Origin of the sequence: Micrococcoides hystricis, assembly GCF_042434215.1 — a bacterium.
GTDB classification, from domain to species: Bacteria; Actinomycetota; Actinomycetes; order Actinomycetales; family Micrococcaceae; genus Micrococcoides; species Micrococcoides hystricis.
In genome coordinates this window covers 1-21,505 of record NZ_JBHLUB010000019.1, presented here as the reverse complement: position 1 = coordinate 21,505, position 21,505 = coordinate 1, and the positions used below count along the sequence as shown (strand labels likewise).

The following is a 21,505-nucleotide window of genomic DNA, read 5'->3' as shown; positions in this document are numbered from 1 at the left end:
AGATGAGTTGTTTCGTCACTTCCATCTTCGGAAGACCTCGACTCTTTTTAAGCTTTCAACACGCTCTGCACCAAAACCGATCTACACCTGAAATTCCGAAGAGCCTCTTTAATCCGGCCTTCGATCTTCACGTACCCGTGTTCGTCCATAGAGGCAAGGTCTCCGGTGTGCATCCAGCCTTCAGCGTCCACCGCTTCAGCTGTTTTGTCCGGGTCGTTCCAGTATTTGGACATGACCGAGTAGCCCCGGGTGCACAGCTCCCCTACTGCCCCGCGGGGCAGGATCGAGCCGTCCTGAACCGAGATGATCTTTGTTTCTAGGTGCGGCATGGTCCGGCTCACGGTCTCGGTCCGGCGAACGAGGTTGTCATCGACCCGGGTCATGGTGGAGACCGGGGCGGTTTCAGTCATGCCGTAGCAAATGGCGACTTCTTTCATGTACATCCGGTCGATGACATCTTTCATGACTTCAACCGGGCATTTTGACCCGGCCATCACACCGGTCCGGAGCGTGGAGACGTCATAGTCGTCGAAGTTGGGTAGGCCGAGTTCGGCGATGAACATGGTGGGCACACCGTACAGGGAGGTTCCCCCGTATTTTTGGATGGCTGCGAGCACGGGTTCGGGTTTGAACTGGCGGGATGGCAGGATCGTTGCTGAGCCGTGGGAGTAGGCGGCGAGGTTGCCGATCACCATCCCGAAGCAGTGAAAGAACGGGACCGGCAGCACCACTTTGTCCTCCGGGGTGTACCCGAGCAATTCACCAATCGAATAGCCGTTGTTGATGAGGTTGGCGTGGGTCAGTGTGGCGCCCTTGGGGAACCCGGTGGTGCCGGAGGTGTATTGTGCAGGTTGATTTGGTCTGCCGGGTCCAAGCTAGCCAGTTGGGCATCCAACTGGCTTTGGCTGACGGTGGCGCTCTGTTCGATGAACTCGGCCCAGTCGTAGAGTGCTGGGGCCTGCTCCACGGTGAGGGTTGCGGGCAATTCTACGGAGGCTTCTGCCGGGCGCCGATGGGAGGTTGGCCAGGCTTCGGCTTGGCCTGCTTGCGGCGCGTTGTCGGCTTCAGGCAATTGGACGATCTCGGTCATAGCTGGGACCTCGTGGGCCACAGACAAGGCCATCTGCAGGTAGTTGGTGTGCCGGTCTCGCGGGGCCAAGATCAGGGTGCGCAGCTCGCATTGGTTGAGCGCAAAGGTCAGTTCGTGGGTGCGGTAGACAGGGTTGATGTTGACCAAGATGGCGCCCATGGTGGCGGTCGCGTATTGGATGATGGTCCATTCGGCGCAGTTGGGTGACCAAATGCCGACGCGGTCTCCCGCTTTGACCCCTAGACCCATGAGTGCTCGGGCGATCACGTCGACGTCTGCCCGCATTTGGGTGTAGTCCCACTAGCGGCCGGTTTCGGCCTCAACGATGGCGTCTTCCTGCGGGTGGGCCGCGACGTTGCGGCGGAAGTTCTCACCGATGGTTTCGGTCAACAAGGGGGGTGTCGGTTTCCCCTTGGGTGTAGCACAGTGCTGGGTCCACGGTCAGCTCCGCTCGCTTGGTCGAAATACCTCAATACCTAAAGATCACCAACCATCATAAAGCAAGGGGCCTGCTACTCGACAGACGTGAACGGAAGCTTAACGGCGTCAGGCCCCGTACCGTGTCACCCTTCTTGGTGACTGGGCACGAGACCTGATCATGTGTCGGTCTGTCGCGGCGGCTGGCGCCGGTGACCTAGTTAGTTGTCTTCTGCGGTGTTCTGTTCGGCTTGCTGAGCTGCGAGCTGTTCGCGAACCTCATCCATGTCGATGGCCTTGACACCGTCAACGAGTTCCTGCAGCTGGGCGGCGTTGACCGCACCTGGCTGGGCGTACACCAAGATCTTGTCCCGGAAGGCCATCAGGGTTGGGATGGAGATGATGTTCGCGGCAGCGGCAAGACCGCGTTCAGCCTCGGTGTCCACTTTGGCGAAGACCACATCTGGGTTTTCTTCCGAGACCTTCTCGTACACCGGGGCGAACATCTTGCATGGCCCGCACCAGTCGGCCCAGAAATCAACGAACACAATGTCGTTGTCTTCCAGAGTCTTTTCAAACTCTGCTTCGGTAATGTCTTTGGTAGCCATAGGTTTCACCCTAACCGTTCTTCTTCTGCGGTGTCGCGTTAAGAACCGCCTTGTTCGCACTCGGGGGATTTTAATGTGCCGCACCGATGCCTGATCGACAGCCAGCTTAGCAGTCCTGTCTGTGACGTTCGCCATTCATGACGTTCTGCGCTGCCGCACATGCGCGATCACTGCAGCAAGCAGCATCGGCAGGATAGATGGGGACGCAAAGAGCCACATGGACGGGCTGAAGGTCGGGGCATTCGTGGTACCACCGGCCGCAAACAGGATTGCGTCGGCCCCGTAGATCAAGGGCACGGACAGGGCCAGGCCGGACAACGATCCGACCAAGAGCGCGATCGATGTTCTCTTTCCGGCACGTTTGGTTAGGTAGGCTACCAAGAACGCACCGATCACGACCGCTACCAGAGCGATAAACAATGCTGCACCGACCAGTGGGATGAAGTTGAACAACACCAAATAAGGGATGGCGGCAACGGCGGCCGCCAACCAAAAGTACTTCCACAGCCGAGGCTGTTCCACGGTTCTGGTTACTGGCGGTTGTTGCGGTGCGGGGGGTGTGTCACTCAAGGGTGCTCCTTCCGCCGGCCGGGCGGTCGATCTGGTCATGGCGGGCGCAACCGGCTCAAGGGGTACCGGATACAAAAACTCCCGCGGAATCCTTGCTGTGTAGGATCCTCGCGGGAGTTTGGCTCTGGTGGCAGATGAGGGATTCGAACCCACGTAGGCAATGCCAGCTGATTTACAGTCAGCTCCCTTTGGCCGCTCGGGAAATCTGCCCCGTATGTTTCTGATCTTCTCGATCAGGCACAGTAAATAATGATACGGCCAGAAAACGATTTCGCAAAATCGCTACCGGGCGTTGAGGGCCCCTAGGGGTTCTTCACCCCGGCCAGTTCCTGGCTCATCCCTGCGCCACGCTCGGAGACGCGCTGATCAAGGTACAAGGTGATGGATACAACCACGATGCCCGCTGCACACAAACCCAGCAACAGCGGCCAGTTATCGGCTGGCGCCAGCAGGGTCCGGTTCTCGTCCTGCCACGGCCACAAGGTTCGCAATGCGCCAATCATCAAACCCACCAACGCCACCATGGTGCCTTTGTGGTGGTTGTTCAGCAACCACTGCAGGCCTTTCACAATGACGATCATGCCGAGTGCAGCGCCCATGGCAAAGAGCCCGATATAACCTAAATCTCTCTCGGCAACCGCTTTCAATGTCACCTGGTACATGCCCATGGTGAGCAACAAGAAGGATCCGGAGAGCCCGGGCAGCATCAGCGCGCTCACGGCGATCGCGGCGGCACCAACGATGGTCACCGGGGTCGCCTCGATTTCGGTTGGTGGTACCGACAGCAGCCAGAACGTGGCTGCTGCAGCGATCACAAGCGCCGCCCCGTCGCGCAGCCGCCAGTGACCTCCGGCTAATCTCAGCGGTACCCAGATGGAGCCAAGGACGAGGCCAAAGAACACGGCGCGGGTGTGCTGAGGGTAGGTTTCGACCAGATGCGACATGGGTCCGGCCACGGTGAGCAAGATCGCGAACATTCCTATGGCCACCGGGATGACCAGTCGCCAGTGCACTTGGGCCATCTCAGACTTGAAGCCAGCCCCACGATCAGGGCCAGCGATGAGCTTGCGGAAGGCAGAGACCACGTGCCCGATCGAGTTGATGAGCTCGTCGTAGATGCCGACCACGAGTGCGACGGTACCGCCGCTGACACCGGGAACGGTCTCAACGAGTCCGATCAGAGCGCCCCGGACAACGTTGCCCAAAAAGCTGCGCTTCATTCTTGCTCCAGTCTGCTGGCGTAAAACTTTCGTTCTCAGACTAGTGCAGCGCTCGCAGCAGCCCTAACCGCGGGCTACCGAAACGGTGTGTGGTGATACTCACGGCTTGCTCAACCACGTACGGTTGCGCTTCAATGACAGCGTCCGTGACAGGTGGCTCGTCATAGTGTGCGCAACCAACCGGGAAATGGATGTTCTCGCGTTGTCCGATGCTTCGAATCCGTCGTTGGGCCCTCGGCTCAGCTTGGGCTGAACGGGCGAACTCGCCGGAACTCTGGACGGTGTAGCGGATGCCGACTCCGGCGCAGAGTTGTTCGAGCTCGGGATCTTCGGTCGCTACGCTGAGCGTGATCCGCGGTATCTGTTCAGTACCTGGCTGGGTGGGGTGGGCTCCGGCATTGAGGCCAGCCAGCAGGGTTCGCAATAGATCGTTTCGGTGGTGACCGGTTCCGTCGTGATACCGGATGGTCACGGGAGCAGCGAAATAACGCAGGATGTTCGCTTCGCTAGGCATCCCGGTGACATCTTTGGCCGCGAAGTAGTTTTCATGCGCAATCTCGTCTCGAATCGCGCATTCACGCAACCACGATTGGCCCGCTCCGTGTTCGTTGGCGAGCCGGTACAGCATTTCCCACTGCGGGTTGGTGCCTCGTTTCGGCACCGGGGACGCGACCGTGTAGTCGTCCCGCCACGAGGTCAGGGAAAGCAGATAGTTCGGCCCACCGGCTTTGGCACCGGCCCCGACTGCGGAGGCTTTCCACCCACCGAATGGTTGCCGCTGCACGATCGCGCCAGTGATCCCCCGGTTGATGTAGACGTTGCCGGCTTGGATGTGGCGTTGGAAGTAGTTGATCTCGCTTGGATTCAGTGAGTGCAATCCGGCAGTCAGCCCGAATTCGACCTGGTTGGCCCATGCAACGGCGGTCGCTAGGTCTGGGGCCTGCATGATGCCTAAGACGGGACCGAAGTATTCGGTCAGGTGGAATTCCGATCCCGGTTTCACCCCGGCACGTAGCCCGGGGGTGAACAGTTTTCCGGAATCATCCAGTTGCTGTGGCTTCAGTACCCACTGCTGCCCCGGTTCGAGTTGGGTCAGTCCCTTGCGCAATTTTTCTCCCGGGACTTCCACGACCGGCCCCATTTGGGTGGCCAGATCATCCGGGTAACCGCACACCAAGGAGGAGACAGCATCAACGATCTTGTCTCTTAACCGCTGACTGGTCGCGGCGGTGCCGACCAGGATCGCCAAGGAGGCGGCCGAACATTTTTGTCCGGCATGCCCATATGCTGATGCCACCAAGTCCTTGACCGCTTCGTCATAGTCGGCTGAATCGGTGATGATGAGAGCGTTTTTCCCGGATGTTTCAGCAAACAATCGCATGTCCGGATTGAGCTCCAAGAACAATTCAGCAGTCTCTAGCCCACCAGTCAGGATCACCTGATCGACTCGGGGGTCAGAGAGCAATTGGGCACCGAGTTCTCCTTCATCAAGGTGAACAAATTGAAGCACTTCTTTGGGCACTCCGGCTGCCCAGCAGGCTTGCGCGATCAGCTCGGCTGTGTACGGCGATTGCGGTGCGGGTTTGAGGATGGCGCAACTACCGGCCGCAAGCGCGGCCAAGGTTGATCCAGCCGGGATCGCCAGCGGGAAGTTCCATGGTGGCGCGATGACGGTGATGTCTCGTGGCAGCGGCACTACCGGGGCATGGTCTCCGAGCCCAAGAGCTTGCTGGGCGTAGTAGTGCGCAAAGTCTATGGCTTCGGAGATCTCTGGGTCTGACTGATCTAGGGTCTTGCCGGTCTCGGCGCCCATGATGGCGGCGAGTTTGCCGCGCATCCGGGCCAGCTCGTCCCCCACCCGGTGCAGAATCTCTGCACGTTCCTGCAGAGACTTTGCTTGCCAGGTGCCAGCGGCTTGTTGGGCTCGGGCTAAGACCTCGTTCAGTTGGGTGTGGGTTTGAATCTGATACGGCTCTAGCGAAGTGTAGGGGCCGTACTCCCGGATCGCTCTGATCTGATCGGCGATTTCTTGTGCCCACAAACGGTTGGCGGCCAGCGAGGGATCAGAGTCAGGTGTGTTGGTGAACGTGCCGTGGTTGTGAAGGCTGGGGCTGGCGTGTTCTTCGGCCGTACGGTCCTGCTGCCGGTTAGGTACCGGCAAGGTGTTGCGCTCGCGTTGATACAGCTCGTAACTGTCCACAAAGCGTTGGTACTCACGCTGGAACAGGTCTTTGTCTTCGTGGATGCCATGGGCGGCGGACATGAAATTATCCGGGTTTGAGGATTCTTCGAGGCGTCGGACCAGATAGGCGATGGCCGCGTCAAAACTTTCCGGAGCGACAACCGGCGTGTAGAACCGTTGCGGTCCCACCGTCTCTGCCACGGCTTGCATGTGAGCCTGCCCCATCCCAAGGAGCACTTCAAAATCGACCCAGGCTCCGGTCAATTCCCGTGCCTGAATCCAGCGGTGCGCCAACGCGATGTCAAAGAGATTATGTCCGGCGATCCCCAGTCCGACCGCTTCCAACCGCTGCGCGTCGAGTGAATAGTCCAAGAGCCGCAAGTAGTTGGTGTCGGTGCCGAGTTTGGACGTGTAGGGGGCTTGCGGCCAACCATGTAATTCTGCCTGGACCTGTTCCATGGGCAGATTTGCACCCTTGACTAGGCGGATTTTGATGGGGGCCCCACCTGAACGGAGACGAGCCTCAGCCCAGTGTTGGATGCGCTCACGGGCTGCGAAAGCATCTGGTAGGTAGGCCTGCAATACAATGCCGGCGCTGAGTTGGCTCAGCTCTGGTCGGCTGAGCAACCGGGTGAAGACTTCCACGGTCAGGTCAAGGTCCCGGTACTCTTCCATATCTAGGTTGATGAATTTTGGTTGCGGCGAGTCTGCAGCCATGCGGAACAGCGGCGTAAGTTCGTCGACGATTTGTTCTACCGCTGGTTCAAAATTCCATGGGTTGTGCGGGGCCACCACCGCGGAGACTTTCAAGGAGATGTAATCCACGTCATCTCGCGCTAAGAGGTCGGTGGCGCCAGCCAGTCTGCGAGCGGCTTCAGCCTTGCCCAGGATGGCTTCACCAAGCAGGTTGATGTTGAGCTTCTTGCCGGCGGCTTGTGACTTGTTCAGGAATCTGCTCAGAGTTGGCTCATTCACGTTGACGAGCAGCTCGCCCAACATTGCCCGTAACGCCCGTTTGACGGTACCCATCACCAAGGTCGGAGCCAATGTGGCCGTCTTACCGGCGGCCTGCAAGGCGAGTTTGAGCGGCGCCGGAAGCGAGCGGCGGACATCCGCAGGCAGGTCGTTGACGAGTTCGGAGAGCATTCGAGCTGCCACACCGGCATCTTCGGTGCGGATCACCCCGTCAATGAAATCGACCAGGAAGGTCAGGCCTTCTTCTGTCTGGAGTAGTTCTGTCAGTTCTTCAACTTGGGAGTGAGGGTAGTGTTGCGCTTGTGCCAACCAGGCTTTGACTTGATCTTGAACCTGCTGACAAATCTGGGCGACCACGCGCGCAACCTCCTAAAGGTTTGATGTACTCCTATTGCAGAGTATGACGCAGCTCACTGGTTTGGGAAAGGGTAAGCTTGGCTGAAACAGCAGAATTGGACAGTTTTTCCATACATTTGAAGGAGCGTGCCGGTCAGTGGCCAGCAATTCGACTTTCGACATTGTCAGCAAAGTAGACAAACAAGAGGTCTCTAACGCCTTGAATCAGGCGCAGAAGGAGATCGCCCAACGCTACGATTTCCGCAATGTGGGTGCCGAAATTGATTTTTCAGGTGAAACGATTCTGATGCGCGCCAACTCTGAAGAACGCGTCAAGGCTGTCTTGGATGTATTCCAGTCAAAGCTGGTCAAACGCAACATCTCGTTGAAATCTCTGGAAACGGGCGAACCGTTTGCCTCCGGCAAGGAATACCGGATCGAGGCCACCATCAAAGAGGGCATCGCCCAGGACGTGGCCAAGAAGATCTCGAAGATCATTCGTGAAGACGGCCCTAAATCGGTGAAAGCCACCATTCAGGGCGACGAGCTGCGTGTGTCCTCCAAGTCCCGTGACGACCTGCAGGAAACCATTGCCTTGCTAAAAAACTTTGAAGACGCAGCCCTGCAGTTTGTAAACTTCCGCTAACGGCGTCCCAACCGGCGGGCGGTCCTACAAGACTAAAGGCGGCGCACAGGTTTTTCCTGTCCGTCGCCTTCGTCGTGTCAAAACATGTGGGTTACTGCCCTGCCATCCGGCGCAAACGTTCTATCCGGTCTTCCATGGGTGGGTGCGTGGAAAACAGCCCACGCAACCGCGAACCGAATGGGTTAGCGATCATCATGTGGGCCTGGTTCTCGACCTTCTGACTTGGCTGCATGGGAGCTAGTTCAATGCCGTGCTGCAACTTGTGCAGTGCAGAGGCCAACGCCAACGGGTCGCCGGTGAGTGCGGCTCCATCTTGGTCTGCGTCGTATTCCCGAGTCCGGGAAATGCCTAGTTGGATCAATGACGCGGCGATGGGGGCGAGGAAGGCCATCGCAAGCATGGCCAGCGGGTTAGCGTTGCGGCGGTCCTGCCCGCCGCCAAAGAACATCAGGAACTGGGCGATCGAGGTGATGACCCCGGCGATCGCGCCGGCCACTGAACCGGAGAGGATGTCCCGGTTGTACACGTGCATCAGCTCGTGGCCTAGAACTCCGCGTAGTTCACGCTCGTTGAGCAGCTGGAAGATGCCTTCAGTGCAGCAGACCGCGGCGTTCTGCGGGTTACGCCCGGTGGCAAAAGCATTCGGGGTCTGGGTTGGGGCAACATAGAGTCGCGGCATGGGTTGGTTCGCCCGGTCGGAAAGTTCCCTCACGATCGCATAGTAGGCCGGGGCTTCCTGCTCACTGACCGGGTAAGCGTTCATGGAGCGCAGGGCAATCTTGTCCGAGTTCCAGTACGTCACCGCGCTGGTGACCACGCCGATACCGGCGAAGATCCAAATCCACGCCGATGACCCGGTCCCATAACCAATGAGCGCCCCGATTGCCAGCAACAGGGCGAACATCGCGCCGAAGAGGAAAGCGGTCTTTAACCCGTTGTTGTGGTTGTGCACTACTGCCGATCCCTTCGTAGCTGCTCAGCTCAGGAGCAGCCGCTGTTAGCCGCGGGAGATGCTGGTCATGTCCTCGCGGGGTACAACCTTGATGCGTTCACGCGGTTCCCCGGCAGCATCTTGGCCGGCGGCCCCGAGTGCACGCTCGTATTCATCTAGTTTCAACCATCCAGCCCAGTCGGTGTATTCCACACCGCGTTCCTCAAGCAGCGCGATAATGGCATCTGGTTCGGGGCTCTCAGCCTTCGGCAACGCCTCCACGTCTTCCAACAGGCAAGCGATGGTCTCTTGAGCATCCGACTTGGTATGCCCGATCAGCCCGACAGGCCCACGTTTGATCCACCCGGTGGCGTAGGTTCCCGGGATGTGCTGGCCGTTTTCATCCAGCACCCGGCCCGCCTCGTTCGGGATGACACCGCGGTATTGATCGTACGGAATCTGATCGAGTTCAGAACCGTGGTAGCCCACCGCCCGGTAGACGGCTTGGACCGGGTAGTCGATGTATTCGCCGGTGCCCACAATGCCGCCGGATCCATCCAGTTCTTGGCGCTGCATGCGGATCCCCACAACCTTGCCGTCCTCACCCAGAATCTCTTCGGGGGACTGCAGGAAGTGCAGGTGCAGGCGGCGGGAAGCGCCGGTGTCCTGTTCTTCAACCAGCCAGTTGGTCAGCGTGTTGACCATGGTTTTGATCTGGTTGTTGGACTTGATCGCCTCATCCGAAGCCTCATCAAAGTCAAAGTCCTCTGGGTAGAGCACAATGTCGACGTCACGAGAATGCGACAGTTCGCGCAGTTCCAGGGGCGTGAACTTCACTTGGGCTGGACCACGACGGCCAAACAGGTGCACGTCCGTGACCGGGGACTTCTTCAAGGCTTGGTAGACGTTGTCTGGGATCTCTGTGACGAGCAAATCGTCAGCGTGTTTGGAGAGCATGCGTGCGACGTCCACGGCCACGTTGCCGTTACCGATCACCGCGATCTCTTTCGCGCTCAGGTCCCACTCGCGGCTCACGTCCGGGTGTCCGTCGTACCAGGAGACGAAGTCGGCGGCACCAAACGAGCCATCCAGCTCAATACCGGGGATGTTCAGGTCAGCATCCTTGAGCGCGCCTGTGGCGAAAATCACCGCATCATAGTGTTTACGGAGGTCTTCTAGGGTCAAATCTGTGCCGTAGTTCACGTTCCCGAGGAAACGAATGTCACCACGGTCCATCACCTTGTGAAGGGCTTTAATGATGCCTTTGATGCGTGGATGGTCAGGGGCCACACCGTAGCGAATGAGCCCGAAGGGTGCCGGGTACCGGTCAAAAAGATCGATGCTGAAGGAAGCGTCCCGGTCTACTTTGGTCAGGATATCGGCGGCATAGACACCGGCGGGGCCGGAACCGATAACGGCAACTCGCACATCGCGAGTCGTGAAAGTATCAGACACGAAGAAATCTTCCCTTCAACATTCTTGGCGCGGGCCGAAACAGCCCAGTTGTTCATTCTACCTAAGGTCTATAGTTGGACTTACCATGACCGAATTAGCGGCCCGCACCGAATACCGGAAGGGCATCCTGTACGGCACCGCCTCATATCTGAGTTGGGGCTTCATGCCGGTCTACCTCTTTTTCACGCGCCCGGCCAGCCCCGTTGAGGTGGTGTCCGCGCGCATTGTGTTCTCCCTTGTAGTCTGCGTGCTGATCTTGTTGTTGATCAGAGGACTTTCTGATGCGTGGGCGCTGCTGAAAAACCGTTCCCTGCTGAAGTATGTGGCGGCCGCTTCCTTGTTCGTGATGGCCAACTGGTCGCTCTACACGTACCTGGCGAGCGTAGATAACCTCATTGAAGGGTCCTTGGGGTACTTCATCAACCCGATCGTCTCCGTCCTGCTCGGCGTGGTGTTTCTCAAGGAACGGCTGCGCCCCCTGCAGTGGATCGCGGTCGGCCTGTGTGGCGTTGCGGTAGCGGTCCTGGCCTTTGCCTACGGACAGATCCCCTGGCTGGGTCTGGGCTTGGCCATCACGTTTGGGTTGTACTCGCTGCTGAAAACTCAGGTGAATCGACGCACCACGGCACTCGCTTCCCTGACGGTGGAGACACTGGTGGTTGCACCGCTGGGCATCATCGCGGTCGCGTGGCTCGCCAGCCGCAATGAGGCCACCATGTTCACCTCCGGACCGGCCCACTTTGGGGTACTGGCCCTGGGCGGGATCGTCACCGTGCTGCCGCTGCTGCTATTCGGGGCTGCAGCCGGCAGGCTGCCGTTGACCATGATCGGGCTGCTGCAGTTCCTCTCACCGATCGTGATCTTTTTGATCGCAGTGCTGGTGTTCCGCGAACCGATGCCCACCGAACGCTGGATCGGATTCTTCTTAGTCTGGGGTGCACTGCTCGTCTTTGTCTTTGACATGCTTTACCAGCAACGCAAGTCGTTCATGCGGCAAGGACGCCTACGAATCTGACGGCAGCAGACTCTGTGCTGGCACACGCTAGTCCCGGGGATAGGATGGATGCGTGGCTGAGATGTTCTTGGAAAAATTCGCGTCCCTGATCAATACCTATTACGAAGACTCTTGGGTGCCCGCTGACGGGTATACCGAAGCCGAGCTGGCCCGTGAAGTGGACAAGGCCCGGTTAGATGTCGAGCTGCCGTTGGTCCTGAGCGAGTTCTACCGCGCCCTAGGGCACTGCGATGACTTCATGGAAACGACGCTGTTCTTTTTCGACCCGGACGAGCTCGAAGTTGAAGACGAGTTGCTGCTGTTCCTAGAGGACGAGAACGAACGCTTCGTCTGGGGAATCGCCGTGATGGATACCGCGGTGCCGGATCCGCTGATCTACCGTCGCACCGTGGCCACCGGGGAGACCGTCCCGGAGAAATCCACCTTCAGCGAGTTCGTGTTGGAACACTTTGACTGGTACTTCGAACAATTGGATGAACAGGTTGAGCAACTCGAAGAACACGACGACTGACTCCGGCAGCGCTGAGGCGCTGACCCGCTGGCAGCAGCACTGGTTAGATACCACCCGCACTGGGTCGTGGGAGCCACAGGATTACGTGTGCCCGTTTTGTGAGCTGGCCGCCGGTGACCCTTCAGACCGGGACAACCTGTGCGAGCTAACCGACATGGTCTATCAAGATGAGCTGGTGATGGCATTCATCGCCTGTGACGGATTCGGTCCCCGCCCCGGTCACGTGATGATCGTGCCGACCCAGCATCACGAGACGCTCTACACCTTGCCAGCTGACGTCCAAACCGCCATTATGAGCTTGGCCCAAGAGCTGGCGTTCGCGATCAAGCTGGCTTGGTCACCGGAGGGTGTCTCTACTCGGCAGCACAATGAGCCGGCCGGAAACCAACATGTGTGGCACTACCACCTGCATATCTTTCCGCGTTACCGGGACGACAATCTCTACCGCCAGCTGCGCGAACGACTTCCGGTCGCTTTCCGCGCCGAGAAGGCACGCGAGCTCTCAGCCGCACTCACAACGGTGCAGGAAAGTAAGCAGCAGTTTCTTGCTGCCGAGCAAAAGGCTGAAAGAACGGCTTAGAAGTCGCGGTCCACGACTGCGTCAGCGAAGGTCATGAGCGCCTTCTTGGCGGTGGTGTCCGGTAACGAGGCCAGTTCGCTCTTACCTTCGGCGGCCCAGCGGCGCGCGTACTCCCACGACTCTTCAGCCACCGGGTGGGCCGCTAGTTCAGTGACCACAGCTTCCAGTGCCGCGTGTGAGCTCAAATCAGCGTCGATTCTGGCCAACAACGCTGCAGCGTGCGTGTCGGTAGCAGCCTGTTTTTCCAGCAGCAACACCGGTAGCGTTCTGACTCCTTCGCGCAGATCGGTGCCCGGGGTCTTTCCGGAAACGTCGTGCTCGCTGGTGACGTCAATGACATCATCGGCTAGCTGGAACGCCGTGCCGACTTTCTCACCGTAGGCACTCAAATGTTGGATCTGCTCTTGCGTGCCGCCGCCCAGGAGCGCACCGACGCGACCGCAGGCGGCAATCAGGGACGAGGTCTTGCCCGAAATCACCTCAAGGTAGTGCTCTAGCGCTCCTTGGCCGTCTTCTTTCCCGGTTGTTTCGAGCAACTGTCCCATGACGAGACGTTCGAAGGTTTCGGCTTGGATTGCGACCGGTTCGGCGCCGAGAGTGCTCATCAGCCGTGCTGCTCGAGCGAAGATGAGATCTCCGGTCAGGATCGCTACGGAGTTGCCCCAAATCTGGTGGGCGGCTTCTGCGCCGCGGCGCATTTGCGCCGAGTCCATCACGTCATCGTGGTACAGGGTGGCTAAGTGCGTCAGTTCTAGAACCACGGCGGCATCTTTGACCCCGTCGGTGAGTTCCCCAACCGCGAGCGCAGAGAGGACGGTGAGCAGCGGGCGGACCCGTTTGCCGCCGGCTTGGAGCAGGTGCCGGGAGCTGACATCGGCCAGCACATTGTTCTGTTTGACGGCTTCGGCCAGCCGCTGCTCAATGTCGGCCAACGCTTCCATGACGGTGATCGCTAGGCTCGGGTCTTCAGCCAAGGGTGCGAACCCGGCTGGGAGTTTAAGGTCCTCGGACAACTTCGGCTTCATGCTCGCTCGTGGTCGATTTGGGTGGAGTGAGAGTGCCGCACTCACGGTCCGGCAATCTTAGGCAGCTTATCAACTTTGCCGCTAGACCTGAGGCTTAAAACCCCGGTGCAGGGCAACGATTCCGCCGGTCAGGTTCTTGTATTTGACGTTCTTCCACCCTACCGAGCTCAACAGATAGGCCAGCTCGTCTTGGTTAGGCCAATCCGCGATCGACTCCGCTAAGTAGACGTAAGCGTCCGGGTTGGAGGAGGCCAGTTTGGCAACCTCCGGCAGCGCCTTCATCAGGTATTCCATGTACACGGTGCGGAACGGGCGCCATGTAGGGTGGGAGAATTCGCAGACCACGACCCGTCCACCGGGTTTGGTCACCCGGTACATCTCCGCCAGTGCTTTCTCCGGGGACAGGACATTGCGCAATCCGAATGAAATGGTGGTGACGTCGAAAGAGTTATCGTCAAAGGGCAGATCCATGGCATCGGCTTCGACGAACTCGATATCTGGACGGCGGCGTTTGCCAACTTCCAGCATTCCGGTGGAGAAGTCTGATGCCACCACGTCAATGCCCATGTCTGCGTAGGGTTCGGCACTGGACCCTGTTCCTGCAGCGATATCGAGGACACGTTGACCTGGCACGGCACCGGTTGCGGCCACTACTTCCTTGCGCCAGGCGCGTGATTGGAAGAAGGAAAGCACGTCGTTAGTAAGATCATACTTTGGCGCCACTTCATCGAACATGGCGGCGACTTCTTGCGGGTTCTTTTCCAAAGATGCACGATTCACACCTGCTATTGTTGCACTCTTTCGGCACCGCCGATAATTGTTTGGCTTCCTCCGCTATGCTTAGAGCCGTCATGGACTCAGACCACACCGTTGCCCTGCCTCACTATGTGAGCTACAGTTTTTCCCTCCCCGGACCTCACTTCGCTGACCTTCAGAACCAGCTTTCTGGCAACGAATCGGTCTGGTTACGCAACGGTCGTGGACTCATTGGTCTTGGTTCGATCGCTTCCATCAAGGCTGAGGGCTCGGAACGGTTTTCAACACTGCGACAAGGCTGGCTCGGCTGGGTATCCAACACCACCCATCTTTATGACCCGTCGGCTCCGTGGTTGGAACACACCCCCGGGGTTGGACTGACAGGGTTCTCAGCGATCACGTTTGATCCCCGCTCGGCCCAGCAGTCCGTTATTGCCATCCCGGAACTCGTTTTTGGTCACCGGCTAGCGGATCCGGAGGCCACCGGTTTCTCGGGGGCGCAGGCCAACGGCAACGAGCCTGCCGCTAATGTTCGCACCTGGGTCAGCTGGTTATTGGAACGCGAACGCTTTCAAGATCTAACCGGGCTCTCGGTACAAGCATTGCAAGACGGCGCGGAATTAACGGCCAGTGCCCACGAAATATTGCGGCAGAGCGCGTTGGATGCAGCGCAGCAGCTGCGCGAGCAAGCGACACCGGTGGAGCAGAGCACGGGTACGAATCCTGTTCTGGAGTCCGGGTGGATCAGTGATGAACATTTTGTGCGCTCGGTGCAGACCGGGCTGGAGTATTTGTCCGCAGGCACCGCTGAGAAACTTGTTCTGAGCCGGGATGCGGTAGTGCGTTCGGAGCACGCTCTTCCAGTGGCGCAGATCCTAGATCGGTTAGCTCAGCGGTACCACCAGTGCTGGACTTACTCTGTCCCGGGCCCGGGCGTGACTCGGCTGCTGGGGTCGACCCCGGAGATGCTGATCAAGTCGCAGTCGGGGTACGTCTCTGCCCGGTTATTGGCCGGCACCCTAGACCGGGTCGGTCACGATCAGGATCCGAACTACCCGATCGATAACCTGCTCAAAGATCAGAAGCAACGCATTGAGCACCAGTTCGCGATTGACTCACTGACCCAGGAACTTCACGGTATGGTCTGCGACTTGGCAGCACCGGCAGAACCGTTCTTGTTGGAGCTGCCCAATGTTTGGCATCTTGCTTCAGATGTGTCCGCCCGACTGACGGATGAGGCGCGCAAGTCTGGCTGCGCCATCATGGATCTGGTGGAGCGGGTTCACCCTACCGCCGCTGTCTGCGGTACACCGACCCCGGTGGCCCAAGACTTGATCTACCAGCTGGAGGCCTACGATCGGTCCTGGTATGCGGGGCCTGTCGGATGGCTCGATCACACCGGCAACGGCGAGTTCGGCATCGCGTTGCGTGGCGGCATCTTGGAGACCGCTCAGCAGATCAGACTGTACGCCGGGTGCGGGATCGTCACTGGCTCTGACGCTGAGAACGAACTGGCCGAAACGTACGCCAAGCTCCGACCCATGCTCCAAGCGCTCGGACTTGCCGAGAGCACTACTCGATCGACTCTGCCCCGGTCTCGCTAATAGCTGCGGTTCCGTGTTCTTCCGCGCGTTGAGCCGCACGTGCCGCCGCCTTCGCCTTGTCTTTGTTTTGTCGCCGGACAAAGAAATCACGGCGGCGTTGAGCCAATTCGCCACGTTGCGCGGGGACTTCCAACACCCTGATTCCTTGCGGCACTTGGTGCAAGGCTGACATCAACGTGTTCTCATCTTCCACGTACTGGTACACCAGACCGTAGGCAGAGCACAGCGCGGCAATGTTGACGTGCTGTGAGGTCCCAAACAGCCGTTCTACCTTTTCAGCCATACCTTCGCGCCCGGAAACCAAGGCGTGTTCAAGCGTGTTGAAGATGGCTCCACCGTGATCATTGATGAGCACCACATTCAGCTTGGGACGTTGTTCCCCGCTGACTTGTAAGAATGCATTGACGTCATGCAGGAACGTCAGATCGCCGAGCAGGACCGTCACTGTTTCGCCGGTAGCCAAGGAGATCCCCGCGGCGGTCGAGAGTGTGCCGTCGATCCCGGCAAGTCCTCTGTTCGCGTACACCCTTGCGATCGGGTAAAAGGATGGGCGGGCGGCCATGTCGACTTCACGGATCGTGTTAGACGAGCCAAGCAGCAAAGGGCCGCGAGTGTTTTCCCAGACGACTTGGCTCACGCGCATTGCGGAGATTCGGTCCTTGTGGAAATGCGAGGTTTCAGCAACCTCATCCAGGTTTTGCTGAGCTTTGATGGCGGCTCGTTGCCAAGCGGCCAACCAGCCGGCTGGACCGAAGCCAGCGAAATCCGCCAGTTCCTGAATGTTCTCGATGATGGTTTCGCCGCGTTTGCCGGGCTCGAACCAGCTCACCGGCTCCGGCAGGAATAGAGCCTTCTCAAGACCGGGTTCGTTCAACAAGGTCGCGATCTGGCGGGTCAGGGTCGGCCGACCGAACACCACGACGCGTTCAATCTGGTGATAGACATCTGATGGCGGGAAGTTCAGCTCCCCCATCTCCGGGTCAAACGTACGGGTGGGCAACAGTGCCGGGTAGGCGTTGATGCTGTTGTTGCCGAATCGCGCGTTCGAACTCGGCTCGGCGAACAGGGGCAGCCCCATGGAGCGGGCGAACGCTTCAGCAACCGGGCCAGCTTGGTGACCTGCCACCACCACTGTTTTGCGCTGGGCCAGCCCGCGCAGACTGATCTCAACTTCCGTCTGTTGCGGTGGCACCAATTTTGGTGGCGAAAGTGGTGTGACCTTAGCGAAAAACTCTGCCCCGCTGTCATCGTCAGCGGCTGGGATGAGCGGTTCTTCAAAACCAATGTTGAGTTGGATTGGTCCAGCGGCTTTGATCTGTTCGCCGCTGGCATCGACCCCCAATAGGCACAGCGCTGCGGCCCGGATCTGGTCACTGATCTGCGCCGGCGATTGTTCCGAACTGATGTTCAGCTGGCAGCGGGTGTGCGCACCGAAGACGTCTTGGTTGGTGGTCTGGTTAGCTCCGGTACCGTGCAGTCGTGCCGGCCGGTCTGCGCTGAGAATTACCACTGGGGTGTCAGTGTGGTGAGCTTCCATGACGGCCGGCAAAAGGTTGGCGACCGCCGTGCCAGAGGTGGTTGCCACGGCTGCTGGTCGGCCGCTTGCTTGGGCCATGCCCAGCGCTGCGAAGGCGGCGGAGCGTTCATCGATGCACATGTGCACGTCGAGAATACCGGCCTCTTCAGCTTCGGCTGCGGCATAGGCGATAGGGGCACTGCGCGAGCCGGGGCACAGCACCAGATGGCGCAATCCAGTTTCGATGAGCTCGCCCAGAATAATCCGGGCGGTTAACAGGGAAGGGCTGGTCGCAGACATAGTTTTATCCTAGCGTCTGCGCCCAGCCCATTTCCTGTACGTGTGGCTCTACCTGTAGGAAAGGCTACTTGTTGTTGCCTTTGCCTTTACCGTTGTTATTGCCTTTACCCTTGTTTTGGTTCTTGCCTTGGTTGCCCTTGCCCTTGTTCCCCTTGTTGTTTTTGTCCTTGGCCGCGCCGCCACCTGGGTTGGACTTGGCTGGCTTGTAGACCATCACGATCGATGGGCGTGGGGCTGCGACCTTGTCACCGACCTGCAGCGGACTGTTGGCGCCGAGCATATCTGGCCAGTAGGAAGTGTGGGCGCCCCAGTTACCGTCTTCACCCGGGTGCTGTACGGCCACAAACACGGTGTCCTCGCGGTCGTGAACCACTGGGCCGCAGGTCTCAGCACCGGCTGGGACGGCGAGGAACTGTTCGACCTTGCCGCGTTCGGATCCGGTCAGGGTGACCTTGTGTAGTGCATCGCACAGACCCATGGTGCCCGGCTGGCCGTCGGTGGAAATCCACAGGTTGCCGTCCGAGTCGAAGGTCAGGTTGTCCGGGCAGGAGATCGGGGAAACCAGTTCCTTCGGGAAGCCGGAGAAGTAGGTCGAGTCATCCTTACGTGGGTCCCCTGCTACCAGCAGGATGTTCCAGGTAAAGGTGGTCGCGGTGGCATCGTTACGGGTTTCGGTGAACTCGATCACGTGGCCATCACGGTTGATGGTGCGCGGGTTGGCTTCGTCTGCGCCAGGCTGGCCGGCGTTACCGCGGCGGGTGTTGTTGGTCAGTGCGATGTACACCTTGCCGGTCTTCGGGTTGACGTCGACGTCTTCTGGGCGGTCCATCTTGGTGGCGCCCATCTTGTCCGCAGCCTGACGAGTGTAGACCAGCACTTCGTCGATGTCCATGCCGGGAACCATGGACTTGTTGTTCTTGGTCAGTGCAATCCACTTGCCGCGGCCGTCGAACGCGCCGTCTGCAGGGACCGCACCGGTGCCGTCGATTTCCCCTTCTGAGTTGCCGTCGAAGCGAGCCACGTACAGGTCGCCGGAGGCAAGCAGGGTCATGTTGTGTTTCTTGTTGCCCGGGATGTACTTGCCGTGGGAGACGAACTTGTAGACGTAGTCGAAGCGCTCGTCATCTCCCATGTAGACCACGGCGTGGCCGTTGTCAGCAATGCGGACGTTACCGCCTTCATGCTTGAAGCGGCCCAAGGCGGTGTGCTTGACCGGGGTGGAGTTTGGATCTTCCGGATCGATTTCGACAATGTAGCCGAATCGGTTGACCTCGTTCTCGTAGCCTTCCTTGGTCAGGTCGAACCGATCCATGTGGTTTTCCCAGCCGCGGGAGGTTGGGCGAGCTTGGACACCGTAGCGGGCTTCCTCCGGGGTGCCGCGGCCGCGGAAGTACTGGTTGAAGTTCTCTTCACCGGACATGACGGTGCCCCACGGGGTAGTGCCACCAGCGCAGTTGTTCAGGGTTCCCAGCACGAGCTTGCCGGTCGGGTCTTCAACGGTCTTGAGGAGCTCGGAGCCGGCGGCTGGGCCGGAGACGGTGAATGGGGTGTCGCCGGTGATGCGGCGGTTGCGGCGGCCGCCACGGACGTATTCCCATGGGTGACCGACCTTGGCGCGCTTGATGTCCACCACGGAGAAGCCGTGGGCGCCATGCCGATCTTGGCGACTTCTGCCGGGTTGGCGGCAATGAAGGCAGGATCGAACATGATGTTCTCGTTGGTGTACTCGTGGTTAGAAACCAGGACACCGGTGCGGGCGTTACCGCCGTCATGCAGGATGTTCAGGTAGTCGCAGTTGTACCCGAACTGTTCAGCCTGGGCCTTCGCGCTCTGTTTAGCGATATTGAAGTTCGGGGTGGAGTTGAAGAGTGGGTCACCCCAGCGGATGATCACGTGATCAGTGTAGCCGGCCGGGTAGCTCATGGCGTCAACGTTGCGTGGGACCGGGGCGATGGCCCTGAAGTTGAGCTTGCCGCCGCCCTTGCCGAAGGTACCGTGGTCGGCTGCAGCCCCTGGCGCGTTAAGGGTGTTGACACCCACTGCGATAGCGGCGGCGACACCGGAGCCGTAACCGATCAGCGCGCGGCGGGAAATGGCGCGTTCTGCGATGTCCGGGAAGTAGCTGTTGTCGGACTTGTTGCACACATCGAACGAGCAAGCCGAACCGCACTTGAGTTCGCAGGTAATCGCCAAGCGGTTACCGCGGGTATGGCCGGCCATGGGAAGTAGTTTTCTCAGCACGAAAGAGGCTCCTTGATCATCACGCGCTTAAATCTCTGGTGTGCAGCCCGAAGCATGTTTGGATGGGTGGCACGAGTTCTAGCGTGATGGGTCAAAGAGACGGCGGCTTTGTCGGCAAGTGAACATTACGACAACAGCGTGTGACCGGTGTGCTGAAGGTAAACGGGTTACCCCGCCGGTGGAGCTAGTTCTCTCCGGTTGCAAGAAGCTGTGAGAAGCAAGCCCTGATGCGCTCGCGCCAGAACTGTTCCCGCTCCGGGGCGGCCGCGTATTGGCGCAGCTTCTCCGGGTCAACTGCGATCTCTGTCGGAGCCAATCGTCCTGGCACGGCGTAAAGAGATTCGGCCGAGGCTGTTGTCAGGATGTCGTCGACGTAAAGGGCACCGGTCGCCAGACCGCAGGCGAACGGAAGTTCTGGCAGCGAAGCAGCGAGGGCAGCCCCCATGTTAATCCCGACTCCGGTGTCGAGTGCTGAGGAGATTACCGCTGGCAAACCGGCTTCGGTGATGATGGCTCGTGCCCGGCGGATCCCACCCAGCGGCTGGGCTTTCACGACGATGAGATCGGCAGCACCAAGCTGGGCCACTCGCAAGGGGTCCGCTGATTTTCGCACGGCTTCGTCCGCCGCGATCAAGGTGTCGATGCCGCGAGCGCGCAGTTGTTCACGCAAACGTGCGAGGTCTTCAATGCCTGCCACCGGCTGCTCGGCATATTCAAGCTCGACATTCGCAATTTCGGTCAGGAGTTCAAGGGCAGCTGCCACACTGTAGCCTTCGTTGGCATCGATGCGAACTTTAGCGTGCGGCAACAGGTCTCGCACGGTTCGCACGCGTGCGATGTCCGTAGCGAGGTTTTCACCGCGTTCGGCGACCTTTACTTTGACCGTATGTAGTTGATCCGGGTTCCCATACCGGGTGATGAGTTCCGGGATTTCCTCCGGCTGTATCGCCGGCACGGTCGCGTTAACCGGGACGGTGGGACGGGTTTGTTCTACTGCCGGGCCATACCCATAATTGAGCGCCGCGGCCAGCCACGTCGCTGCTTCGGGCACATGGTATTCCAAGAACGGAGAGAATTCGCTGGGTCGGTTACCACCAAGAAAGATGGCCGCTTCCCGGTGCCTGACTCCGCGGAACTTGGTGTTCAACGGAATCGATACCACGTGGGTCTCTGCAAGCAACTCTTCCAGTGACGGCCACACGGCGTCTGGGTCTTTCAACGGCAGATCGTTCACGGTCATGACTTGTAGTCTAGTGACTCAGTTCTCATCTGAGCGCAGCAGGCTGGTATTGCAGCTTTTCTCCAGCCTAGCGGTGTAAGAATATCTGTATGCTCACCACGACCCAGCTGCCAGCTGTCCGGCAACGTTTTCCTCTCGTGCAGTGGTTACTGCCTGCAGGGGTTTTCTTTGCTGCCGTTATCGGGCTCTTCGGAATTTTGGGTGTAGATCGGTTTTGTGATCGGGGTGTGTTGAAGGCATAAAAAGTGTCGAGGTCTTTCGAAGATGGAAGTGCTGAAACAACACAT

15 protein-coding genes, 1 tRNA gene and 2 pseudogenes are annotated in these 21,505 nt (G+C 59.2%); 5 read left to right on the top strand and 13 right to left on the bottom strand.

What is annotated here, in order from left to right:
- Positions 1–104: 104 nt before the first annotated feature.
- From ACFFFR_RS04105 to ACFFFR_RS04080, 6 genes and pseudogenes are all read right to left on the bottom strand, one after another.
- Positions 105–1,529 (bottom strand): annotated as a pseudogene (locus tag ACFFFR_RS04105) (AMP-binding protein); the annotation flags it as partial.
- Between the two features lie 199 nt (positions 1,530–1,728).
- Complete coding sequence (trxA, locus tag ACFFFR_RS04100; RefSeq protein ID WP_377458260.1) at positions 1,729–2,115, bottom strand: thioredoxin; 387 nt, start codon at positions 2,113–2,115, stop codon at positions 1,729–1,731.
- A 135-nt stretch (positions 2,116–2,250) separates the two neighbouring features.
- Entirely contained in the window at positions 2,251–2,685 is a 435-nt protein-coding gene (locus ACFFFR_RS04095) for a hypothetical protein (protein ID WP_377458259.1), read from the bottom strand.
- A 125-nt stretch (positions 2,686–2,810) separates the two neighbouring features.
- Positions 2,811–2,895, bottom strand: a tRNA-Tyr gene (locus ACFFFR_RS04090).
- Between the two features lie 92 nt (positions 2,896–2,987).
- On the bottom strand, positions 2,988–3,905 hold the full coding sequence (locus tag ACFFFR_RS04085; RefSeq protein ID WP_377458258.1) for a DUF368 domain-containing protein: 918 nt from the start codon (positions 3,903–3,905) through the stop codon (positions 2,988–2,990).
- 40 nt (positions 3,906–3,945) lie between these two features.
- Positions 3,946–7,419 (bottom strand): proline dehydrogenase family protein, encoded by a 3,474-nt coding sequence (locus ACFFFR_RS04080; RefSeq protein WP_377458257.1) that lies wholly within the window; start codon positions 7,417–7,419, stop codon positions 3,946–3,948.
- A 136-nt stretch (positions 7,420–7,555) separates the two neighbouring features.
- Between ACFFFR_RS04080 and ACFFFR_RS04075 the strand changes: the two genes are divergently transcribed.
- Positions 7,556–8,044 carry a YajQ family cyclic di-GMP-binding protein gene (locus ACFFFR_RS04075; protein ID WP_377458256.1) on the top strand — a complete coding sequence of 163 codons (489 nt, stop codon included), beginning with the start codon at positions 7,556–7,558 and terminating at the stop codon, positions 8,042–8,044.
- 91 nt (positions 8,045–8,135) lie between these two features.
- Here ACFFFR_RS04075 and htpX read toward each other — a convergent pair whose 3' ends face one another.
- Positions 8,136–8,996 carry a zinc metalloprotease HtpX gene (gene htpX, locus ACFFFR_RS04070; RefSeq protein WP_377458255.1) on the bottom strand — a complete coding sequence of 287 codons (861 nt, stop codon included), beginning with the start codon at positions 8,994–8,996 and terminating at the stop codon, positions 8,136–8,138.
- Positions 8,997–9,041: 45 nt separating this feature from the next.
- Positions 9,042–10,430, bottom strand: coding sequence for an FAD-dependent oxidoreductase (locus ACFFFR_RS04065; protein WP_377458254.1), 1,389 nt, complete (start codon positions 10,428–10,430; stop codon positions 9,042–9,044).
- An 85-nt stretch (positions 10,431–10,515) separates the two neighbouring features.
- Between ACFFFR_RS04065 and rarD the strand changes: the two genes are divergently transcribed.
- From rarD to ACFFFR_RS04050, 3 genes are all read left to right on the top strand, one after another.
- On the top strand, positions 10,516–11,445 hold the full coding sequence (gene rarD / locus ACFFFR_RS04060; protein ID WP_377458253.1) for an EamA family transporter RarD: 930 nt from the start codon (positions 10,516–10,518) through the stop codon (positions 11,443–11,445).
- Between the two features lie 61 nt (positions 11,446–11,506).
- A complete protein-coding gene (locus ACFFFR_RS04055; protein ID WP_377458261.1) occupies positions 11,507–11,956 on the top strand; it encodes a hypothetical protein in 450 nt (149 codons plus the stop codon).
- Positions 11,928–12,536: an HIT family protein gene (locus ACFFFR_RS04050; protein WP_377458252.1), complete on the top strand. Its 609-nt coding sequence runs from the start codon at positions 11,928–11,930 to the stop codon at positions 12,534–12,536. Before ACFFFR_RS04055 ends, ACFFFR_RS04050 begins: the two co-directional genes overlap by 29 nt.
- On the opposite strand, the gene ACFFFR_RS04045 is transcribed toward ACFFFR_RS04050, so the two are convergent.
- Together ACFFFR_RS04045 and ACFFFR_RS04040 are read right to left on the bottom strand one after the other, a co-directional pair.
- Positions 12,533–13,561: a polyprenyl synthetase family protein gene (locus ACFFFR_RS04045; RefSeq protein WP_377458251.1), complete on the bottom strand. Its 1,029-nt coding sequence runs from the start codon at positions 13,559–13,561 to the stop codon at positions 12,533–12,535. The genes ACFFFR_RS04050 and ACFFFR_RS04045 overlap by 4 nt on opposite strands.
- An 81-nt stretch (positions 13,562–13,642) precedes the next feature.
- On the bottom strand, positions 13,643–14,341 hold the full coding sequence (locus ACFFFR_RS04040; protein ID WP_377458250.1) for a demethylmenaquinone methyltransferase: 699 nt from the start codon (positions 14,339–14,341) through the stop codon (positions 13,643–13,645).
- A 71-nt stretch (positions 14,342–14,412) separates the two neighbouring features.
- Here ACFFFR_RS04040 and ACFFFR_RS04035 point away from each other — a divergent pair, with 71 nt between their 5' ends.
- On the top strand, positions 14,413–15,921 hold the full coding sequence (locus ACFFFR_RS04035; protein ID WP_377458249.1) for an isochorismate synthase: 1,509 nt from the start codon (positions 14,413–14,415) through the stop codon (positions 15,919–15,921).
- On the opposite strand, the gene menD is transcribed toward ACFFFR_RS04035, so the two are convergent.
- From menD to ACFFFR_RS04020, 3 genes and pseudogenes are all read right to left on the bottom strand, one after another.
- Entirely contained in the window at positions 15,890–17,737 is a 1,848-nt protein-coding gene (gene menD / locus ACFFFR_RS04030) for a 2-succinyl-5-enolpyruvyl-6-hydroxy-3-cyclohexene-1-carboxylic-acid synthase (RefSeq protein ID WP_377458248.1), read from the bottom strand. The genes ACFFFR_RS04035 and menD overlap by 32 nt on opposite strands.
- Before the next feature lie 64 nt (positions 17,738–17,801).
- Positions 17,802–19,957, bottom strand: a pseudogene (locus ACFFFR_RS04025) (PhoX family protein).
- A 205-nt stretch (positions 19,958–20,162) separates the two neighbouring features.
- Positions 20,163–21,218: an o-succinylbenzoate synthase gene (locus ACFFFR_RS04020; RefSeq protein WP_377458247.1), complete on the bottom strand. Its 1,056-nt coding sequence runs from the start codon at positions 21,216–21,218 to the stop codon at positions 20,163–20,165.
- Positions 21,219–21,505 lie beyond the last annotated feature (287 nt).